Annotated in this window: 7 protein-coding genes; 4 read left to right on the forward strand and 3 right to left on the reverse strand. The window is 74.0% G+C overall.

Annotation, left to right across the window (positions count from 1 at the left end):
* The first annotated feature begins 56 nt into the window (after window positions 1-56).
* Both ACWD6P_RS25150 and ACWD6P_RS25155 read left to right on the forward strand, forming a co-directional pair.
* Complete coding sequence (locus tag ACWD6P_RS25150; protein WP_451446427.1) at window positions 57-467, forward strand: hypothetical protein; 411 nt, start codon at window positions 57-59, stop codon at window positions 465-467.
* Window positions 464-1,921 carry a hypothetical protein gene (locus ACWD6P_RS25155; RefSeq protein ID WP_451446428.1) on the forward strand — a complete coding sequence of 486 codons (1,458 nt, stop codon included), beginning with the start codon at window positions 464-466 and terminating at the stop codon, window positions 1,919-1,921. The genes ACWD6P_RS25150 and ACWD6P_RS25155 overlap by 4 nt, the downstream gene beginning before the upstream one ends.
* Window positions 1,922-2,030: 109 nt before the next feature.
* Here ACWD6P_RS25155 and ACWD6P_RS25160 read toward each other — a convergent pair whose 3' ends face one another.
* From ACWD6P_RS25160 to ACWD6P_RS25170, 3 genes are all read right to left on the reverse strand, one after another.
* A complete protein-coding gene (locus tag ACWD6P_RS25160; RefSeq protein ID WP_451446429.1) occupies window positions 2,031-3,338 on the reverse strand; it encodes a vanadium-dependent haloperoxidase in 1,308 nt (435 codons plus the stop codon).
* A 206-nt stretch (window positions 3,339-3,544) separates the two neighbouring features.
* On the reverse strand, window positions 3,545-4,066 hold the full coding sequence (locus ACWD6P_RS25165; RefSeq protein WP_451446430.1) for a SixA phosphatase family protein: 522 nt from the start codon (window positions 4,064-4,066) through the stop codon (window positions 3,545-3,547).
* A 29-nt stretch (window positions 4,067-4,095) separates the two neighbouring features.
* The gene (locus ACWD6P_RS25170) at window positions 4,096-4,647 is read right to left on the reverse strand and encodes a helix-turn-helix domain-containing protein (RefSeq protein WP_451446431.1); all 552 of its coding nucleotides are present in this window, start codon (window positions 4,645-4,647) and stop codon (window positions 4,096-4,098) included.
* A 116-nt stretch (window positions 4,648-4,763) separates the two neighbouring features.
* Between ACWD6P_RS25170 and ACWD6P_RS25175 the strand changes: the two genes are divergently transcribed.
* Window positions 4,764-5,702 carry an alpha/beta fold hydrolase gene (locus ACWD6P_RS25175; RefSeq protein WP_451446432.1) on the forward strand — a complete coding sequence of 313 codons (939 nt, stop codon included), beginning with the start codon at window positions 4,764-4,766 and terminating at the stop codon, window positions 5,700-5,702.
* Between the two features lie 261 nt (window positions 5,703-5,963).
* A partial coding sequence (gene kdpB / locus ACWD6P_RS25180; RefSeq protein WP_451446433.1) for a potassium-transporting ATPase subunit KdpB occupies window positions 5,964-7,741 on the forward strand: 1,778 nt, incomplete at its 3' end.

A 7,741-nucleotide genomic window follows, 5' to 3' on the forward strand; every position in this document is an offset into this window, starting at 1 on the left:
GTAGCAGACTACGCGTCCAGTGGTCCGCAGGGACGGTCTGAGGGGGCGGTGGAGCGATGGATCCGATGCTTGCCAGTGCGGGTACGGCGCTGGTCGGACTGATGGTGACCGAGGCCTGGGGGCAGGCGCGCGAAGGTGTGGTCACGTTGTGGCGGCGGGTGCGGCCCGCCGACGCCGACGCCGTCGGCCGGGAGCTGGAGGAGGCGCGCTGCGAACTCGTCGAGGCCCGCGACGGGGACGACGGCGAGGCGACGGAGCGGGAACTGGCCGGTGAGTGGCAGCGGCGGCTGCTGCGTGTGCTGCGGGACGATCCGGCGGCCGCCGACGAGCTCAGGCGGGTGCTGGAGGCGGCCAGGGGCGCCCTGCCCGCCGAAACCCCCGCGGCCGGCCCGCGGTTGCAGGCGCGCGCGGACGGCAACGCCCGGATCTACCAGGCGGGACGCGATATGCGGGTACAGGGTTCATGAGCGACGGGGCGTCCTTCCGGGCCGATGCGCACGAGCGGGCCCGGATCTACCAGGCCGCCCGTGACCTGCACATCCACGAGCGGGGAGAGGCCCGCCCGGCAAGAGAGGGAGCCCGGCTCTCACTGGTCCGTCTGCTGTCCTGCTTCGCCGATGCGCCGCTTCCGGTGTCCGTCCTGTCCCCCGAGGCCGTCGCCGCCGTCCGGATGCCGGAGTTGCCGGTGGAACAGGTGGCGGCCGAGCTGCGCAAGCTGCCGAACGTCACGGGTGCGCGCGGCGGGGCGCACGGTGAGCCGCCGGTTCCCTGCGTACCGGCGGGCGCCGCAGCCGTCGCACCGCCGCAGTCGCCGTCGGGGCCGGAACCGGCGTCGGAGTCGGAGTCGGAGCCGGAGTCGGCAGGCGAGCTGACGGACGGGGAGCGCACCCGGCTGTGCACCTACGCCGCGGCTCTGCTCGACCATGCCCTGCTGCGCTCCCCCGACGGCGCGTCGCCGGCCCTCCTCGATCTGCTCGCTCCGCATGCGATGGCGCTGTTGTGGCGCTTAGGCGACGCACCGGCGCGGGCGGCCGCCGTCGCCCGCCGGGTACGGGACGCGTACGCCGGGTCCGGACGGTACGCGGAAGGGCTGTCGTTCGCGGTCCGGATCGTGGAGTCGACCGCCGGAGCGGAGCTCGCCGACGGGCTGGCGCTCGGTCAACTCCATGTGGAATGCGGGGACTTCGGGGAGGCGGAGGCGGTGCTGCGGCCGGTGCTCGCCCGGGCGGAGACGGAGGCGGGCGGGCGCGGGCTCTCGCTTGCCGGGCGTACCGGCCCGAGCCTTGCCGAGATGTTCCGGGAGAACGCCGAAGGCCCGTTCCTCAGCCGGCTCTCCCCGGCCGACTGCCACGTCCTGACACAGATCGCCGACGTCCAGCACGCCCTGGCGAACGCCCTGTACGGGCGGCGGCACTACGCGGAGTGCGAGCGGCTGCTGCACGCGGCCGCGGGACTGCGCTGGCGGGTCCTGGGAGCGGCCCATCCCTCGCGCATGCTGGCCCAGATGCATCGCGCACGGGCGCTGGGGCACCAGCGCCTGTGGTACGAGGCCTTCGCGCTGGTCGACGACGCCCTCTGCTACCTGGACCGGGCCGAACGCGCCGGCGACCACGAACGGGATACCGCCCTGGTCCGGCTCGCCCATGCGGAGGTGACGGCCGCGGCGGTGCGCTCGCTGCGGGACGAGGGCGCGAGCCGCTCACGGGGTGTGGGGATGTTTCCGGCACCGGTGGTGCGCTTCCTGGACCGTACGGTGGGCACCAACACCAAGCCGGAGAGGCTCGGTTGGGACGATGCGCACCGGCTGGCACAGGAGGCGGTGCTCGCCTGCGACCGCGCCTTCGGCGGCGGGCACCCGCAGACGCGGGCCGCCCGTGCGCTGCTCGAACAGTGCGCCCGGGCACGCGGCTCGGCCTCCTAGGGCCTGTGCGAGGGGTCAGGCCCTAGCGACGGAGACCGCCAGGCCGGGGGTGCCGGGCCTTGGGCCCCCGTCGCTCGCGCGCCCCTCTCATCCCTCTCGTCCCGCTCGCTCACCCGTCCCCGAAGAGCCGCCCCGCGCCGAAGAGCCGCTCCTCGTTGCGGAGGGCGTGCGCCGCGACGCGCTCGCCGAGGACGATCCCCGCCTCGTCGGCGGAGCGGGTGTGGATCCCGGAGAAGACCCGGGCGTCCGCGTTCTCCGCGGAGAGCTGGCGCCACGCCGTGTAGGTGCGGGTCACCCCGGGAGCCGTGGGGCTGGTCAGCTTGAAGGGTGCCGTACGCGGCCCGACCAGCGCCGAGAGGACGGTCTGTGCCGCACCCGCGTACGTGTTGTGCCCGCTGGGGTAGTCCGGATGGGCCGGGGTGGCGTGCAGCGGCGTCCACCGGGGGTCGGGGTCGATCCCGCCGGAGCGGATCGCCGTGACCGGACGCCACCGCTGATAGGTGTACTTGCTGTCGGAGGTGGCGATCTGCGTGTCCACCAGCGCCACGTGGAAGAGCGCCACGAGCCTGGCCCGTGCGGCCGGGGACTGCGACGACCGCGACAGCGCGACCCGCAGCGGCTCGGTGTACAGCGTCAGCGAGGAGCCCAGCCAGAAGGTGGCGGTCTCGGTCTGGTGCGCGCTGCGGACGACGCTGTTCGCCGCCCCGTAGGCACGTACCTCGGCCAGATCGGCACGGTAGCGCGCGGAGTCCAGGGCGGGCGGCGCGGGCAGCCGGTACTGGTCGGCGCCGTCGAGCAGGAACGGCCGGGCGAGCCGGCTGCCGTACTGGGCGGCGGCCGCGTACTCGGGCGGGGTCGGCTGCCATACGCCGGCCGCCGACGGCGGCACGGTGAACGGCGCGTTCACCGAGGCCGGGTCGAGGCCGTCGCCCCTGCGGGACACCAGTACCAACCGGGCCTCCCGGGCCCCGGCCACCACCCCTGCCGACTCGGCCGGCCCGTCCGGGATGCGGTCCAGCGTCGTCCGCAGCGCCGCGTCCAGTTCCCGCGTGCGGGAGGGAACCAGCACCACGAGGGAATCGTGCACGGCGGACGCGAGGGCCGCGTCCTGGAAGTCGCTTCGGCCGTCCCGTCCCACGCCCGCCGGCACCTTCCGCACGGATCGCGCGGCGGCCAGCCAACTGACCGCCCAGGTACGGCTGTTGGTGACCTGGGTGGTGACGCCGCTCGCCGCCACGGTCGCGGCGGTCGTGTCGTACCAGTCGAGCACCGCGGACGGGCGCGCCGGCCGGCCCTGCGGCGCGGCGGCCACGGCGGGTGGGCCGGCGGCGCCGGCGGCCAGGAGGGCTGCCGAGCCCAGTGCCACCAGGGCGGTGCGGGTGGAACGGGCTGCGCGGCGGGTTCCGAGTGGGGTCATGCGTACTCCTTCACGGGATGCGGAGCGCGGGATGCGGGTGCGGGGCACCGGCTGCCGGGTGGGCGCTGCTGCCGGGCACAGGCGTACTCTCGCGCACGCGCAGACACGCACCGCTCGTGACAACGAAGCCGCAACGCAATGGCAACGACGGCTTCGTACGGCCGCCGAGCGGCGTCACCGCACGGGGACCGGCGGGCCGGTGACGCTCAGCCCTTCTGCCCGCGCGCCACCGCCAGGTCGGTGAGCAGCGCCGTCCGCGGAGCGGCCGCGGCCCAGGCGCCACGCTGGGTCAGCACGGCCACCGCGCAGGTCGGGAACTTCTCCCGGGTCCGTTCGAGGGCGTCGCCGAGGCCCTCTTCGGCGAGCAGCAGTACGAGGTCCTGGGCCGCGGGGTTGTGGCCGACCAGCAGCAAGGTGCGCACGCTGTCCGGGGTTTCGCGGACGACGGCCAGCAGCTCGTCGGCTTCCGCGGCGTAGAGCCGGGGGTCGTGACGGACCGGGGGCGGTGCCGTGAGGCGGGCGGCGGCGCGTTCCCAGGTCTGCCGGGCCCGTGCGGCGGTCGAGCAGACGACCAGGTCCGGTACGCAGCCGGCGTCCCGCAGCCAGCGTCCGGCGGCAGGGGCATCGCGCCGTCCGCGCTTGGCGAGCGGCCGTTCGTGGTCGGCCACGTCCGGTGGCCAGGCGGACTTCGCATGCCTCAGGACGACCAGTCGGCGCATCTCCGCCATGGGGCCTCCTCCCATCGTCGACGGCCCGGCTACTTCCCGGGGGGCTGTGGGGGCGTTTGCTCGGCGGGGAACAGGATCGGGCTGAGGAGGTGCCGCGTGCGCTCCGGTGAGGGCTCGTTCCCCATCCGGGGCAGGAGCACGCTGCGCAGTTCGCCGATCATCTCGGCCCGCTCGTCCTCGGTCAGCCAGACGGCGTGCTGGCGGTAGCCCACATCGTCGGCGGTGGGGTCCGCGCCGTCCCGGTCGAGGTAGGCGTTGAATTCGGCCAGCAGGGTGGCCATGGCCACGGCGAACGCCCGGCGGTGGTCCGCCGGCGACACCGACGCCGCCGTGTCGGCGTCGATCACCGCGCGCGCCCGGTGCAGCCGGTACCGGCGTTCGACGGCGCCGCGCACCCGCTGTTCGCCGACCACTTCGAGGAGGTTTCCGTCGGCGAGCAGGCCGACGTGCCGGTACACGGTGGCCTTCGAGACGTCGGGCAGGAGGGCGCACAACTGGGAGGTCGTCAGCGTCCGCCCGCCGTACATGGCGTGCACGATGCGCAGCCGCACCGGATGCAGCAGCAGGTCGACCGTGTCCATGGACGTACGATCTCACATCGGATACCGTTCTCAAACCTGAGAATGGTTCACCGATCTTCTCCGGCGCCGATCACCTCCGGCGCCGGCCACCCCCACCCGACCTCAAGGAGCCGGCCATGCCGCAGCCCTCGCCCACCGCCCGGACCGAAGCCGCCCCCGCTCCCCTGCCTCCCCTGCCTCCCCTGGGACGCCGGTACGGCATCGGGCGGGAGCGGGAACTGATGCTGCACCGCTCCGGCACCGGCGGCCCGGCCGTCGTGTTCCTGCCGGGAGCGGGGATGGTCGGCCTGGACTACCTGAACACCCATGACCGGGTCGCCGAGCTCACCACGAGCGTGCTCTACGACCGCGCGGGCACCGGCTGGAGCTCTCCGGCCGGGCTCCCCCGGACCGCCGCCGAGGTCGTCGGCGAACTGCACGACCTGCTCCGCACCGCCGCTGTGCCCGGCCCCTTCCTGCTGGTCGGCCACTCCCTGGGCGGGGCCTACGCACGCCACTACGCGCAGCGCTTCCCGGACGAGGTGGCCGGCCTGCTGCTGCTCGACCCATTCCACGAGGACCTTCACGACCACGCACCCCAGGAGCTGCGGGACAAGCTGGCGCAGATGAACGATCAGGAGCTGCCGGAGCTGACCGAAGAACAGCTCGGCCTCGCCCGCGCCCGGCTCGCGCCCCTCTTCGCGAGCTGGCCGGGTGCCGTTCGTGAGCCGCTGGTCGAACACCACCTCTCCGCGTGGCGGACCGGGTGGCAGGAGAGCGGCAATGTCTACGACGAGGTCGCCGACGAGCTCCGGAACGGCCCGGCCCTCCCCGACGTGCCGCTGATCGTGCTGACCGCACTGGGCCACGACGCCACCCAGGCCGGTCTCTGGTCCGAGCACGAGCTGCGCGAGATCAACCACGCCAAACGCGCCCTGCACGCACAACTGGCCGGTTCGGTACCCCGCGGCGAGCACCGGATCCTCGACGACGCCGGACACGGCTATCTGCACGAGGAGCGCCCGGATGCCGTACTGAGCGCGGTCGGCGACCTGCTCGGCCAGGCCGCCGGGTGACCTGGGCCGGGGGCCGGAGGGCGGCTCGGCGTCAAGGTTGCGTAAGGCCGGGCGGTGCCCGGCGCCACGGCCCGTAAGAGAGCCGCAAATTCCTTGCCGGGCACGGCTTGTGCCGCCCGGTACCGCCGTAGATTCGCCCACGGCCGACGGATGCGCGAAGCCGCCATGCTCCGCCCACCGGCCCGCCCGTCCGCGGCCACCGCCCCCTGGCCACCCGGCCGCCCGCCCACGCAGGAGGCCGCACTCGCAGAAAGTCTCCGCATGGCTCCCGCCCCGCCCCACGCCCCGACCGCGCCGCCGACTCCGGCGGACGGGACGGCCTCCCTCCCTCCCCACGGCGCCCGGGCGCAGGGAGGCCGCCGACGGCGACGGCGGGAGCCGGGCGGGCTGTTCGACCCCAAGGTGCTGCTGACGTCCCTGCCCGGGGCGCTGCACAAGCTGCACCCGCGAGCGCTGGCCACCAACCCCGTGCTGTTCGTCGTGGCCTGCGGCTCCGTGCTCACCACGCTCTCCGCGCTGCTCAACCCGTCCGTGTTCACCTGGGTGATCAGCGGCTGGCTCTGGCTGACCGTCGTCTTCGCCAATCTCGCGGAGGCGGTCGCCGAGGGCCGCGGGCGGGCGCAGGCCGCCTCGCTGCGCAAGGCGCGTACGGACATCACGGCCCGGCGGCTGCGGGACAACTGGCGCGTCGGCATCGACCTCCGGGGCGCCGCCACCGAGACCGTCGGGGCCGCCGAACTGCAGCCCTTCGACTTCGTACTGGTCGAGGCGGGCGAGGCGATCCCGGCGGACGGCGAGGTGGTCGAAGGGGTCGCCGCGGTCGACGAATCGGCGGTCACCGGCGAGTCCGCGCCCGTCATCCGCGAGTCCGGGGGCGACCGTTCCGGTGTCACCGGCGGCACCACCGTGCTGTCCGACCGCCTCGTCGTACGCGTCACCTCCCGTCCCGGACAGTCGTTCCTGGACCGGATGATCGCCCTGGTCGAGGGCGCGACCCGGCAGCGGACCCCGAACGAGATCGCGCTGCACATCCTGCTCGCCGCGCTCACCATCGTCTTCGTCCTCGTCGTCGTCACGGTGCAGCCGATGGCCTCCTACGCGGGCGCCGCCCAGCAGACGGCGGTGCTGGTCGCCCTGCTCGTCACCCTGATCCCGACGACGATCGGCGCGCTGCTCTCCGCGATCGGCATCGCCGGCATGGACCGGCTCGTCCAGCGCAACGTCCTGGCCATGTCGGGCCGCGCGGTCGAGGCCGCCGGCGACATCAACACCCTCCTGCTCGACAAGACCGGCACCATCACCCTCGGCAACCGTCAGGCGGTCGCCTTCGTCCCCCTGCCCGGCCTGGACGAACTGCAGCTCGCCGACGCCGCCCAGCTCTCCTCGCTCGCCGACGAGACCCCCGAGGGCCGTTCCGTCGTCGTCCTCGCCAAGGAGAAGTACGGGCTGCGGGCGCCCGCCGAAGGGGAGCTGCAGCATGCCGAGTACGTCGACTTCAGCGCGCAGACCCGGATGAGCGGCGTCGATCTGCGGTGGGTGGACAGGAGCGACTGCATGGTCCGCAAGGGCGCGTCCGCCCAGGTCATCGAGTGGGTCACCGGGCGCGGCGGCGAAGTGCCCACCGAGGCCCGCATGTTCACCGATGCGATCGCGGCGTCCGGCGGCACCCCGCTGCTGGTGGCGGTGCACGACCAGTACGGGCCACGGGTACTGGGGGCCGTCCACCTCAAGGACATGGTCAAGGACGGTATCCGCGAACGCTTCGCCGAACTCCGCCGGATGGGCATCCGTACGGTGATGATCACCGGCGACAACCCGCTCACGGCCAAGGCCATCGCCCAGGAGGCGGGCGTCGACGACTACCTCGCCGAGGCCACCCCCGAGGACAAGCTCGCCCTGATCGCCCGGGAGCAGGAGGGCGGCAAGCTGGTCGCGATGACGGGTGACGGCACCAACGACGCCCCCGCGCTGGCCCAGGCGGACGTCGGTGTGGCCATGAACACCGGTACCTCGGCCGCCAAGGAGGCCGGGAACATGGT

Source organism: Streptomyces sp. NPDC002446, assembly GCF_053595675.1.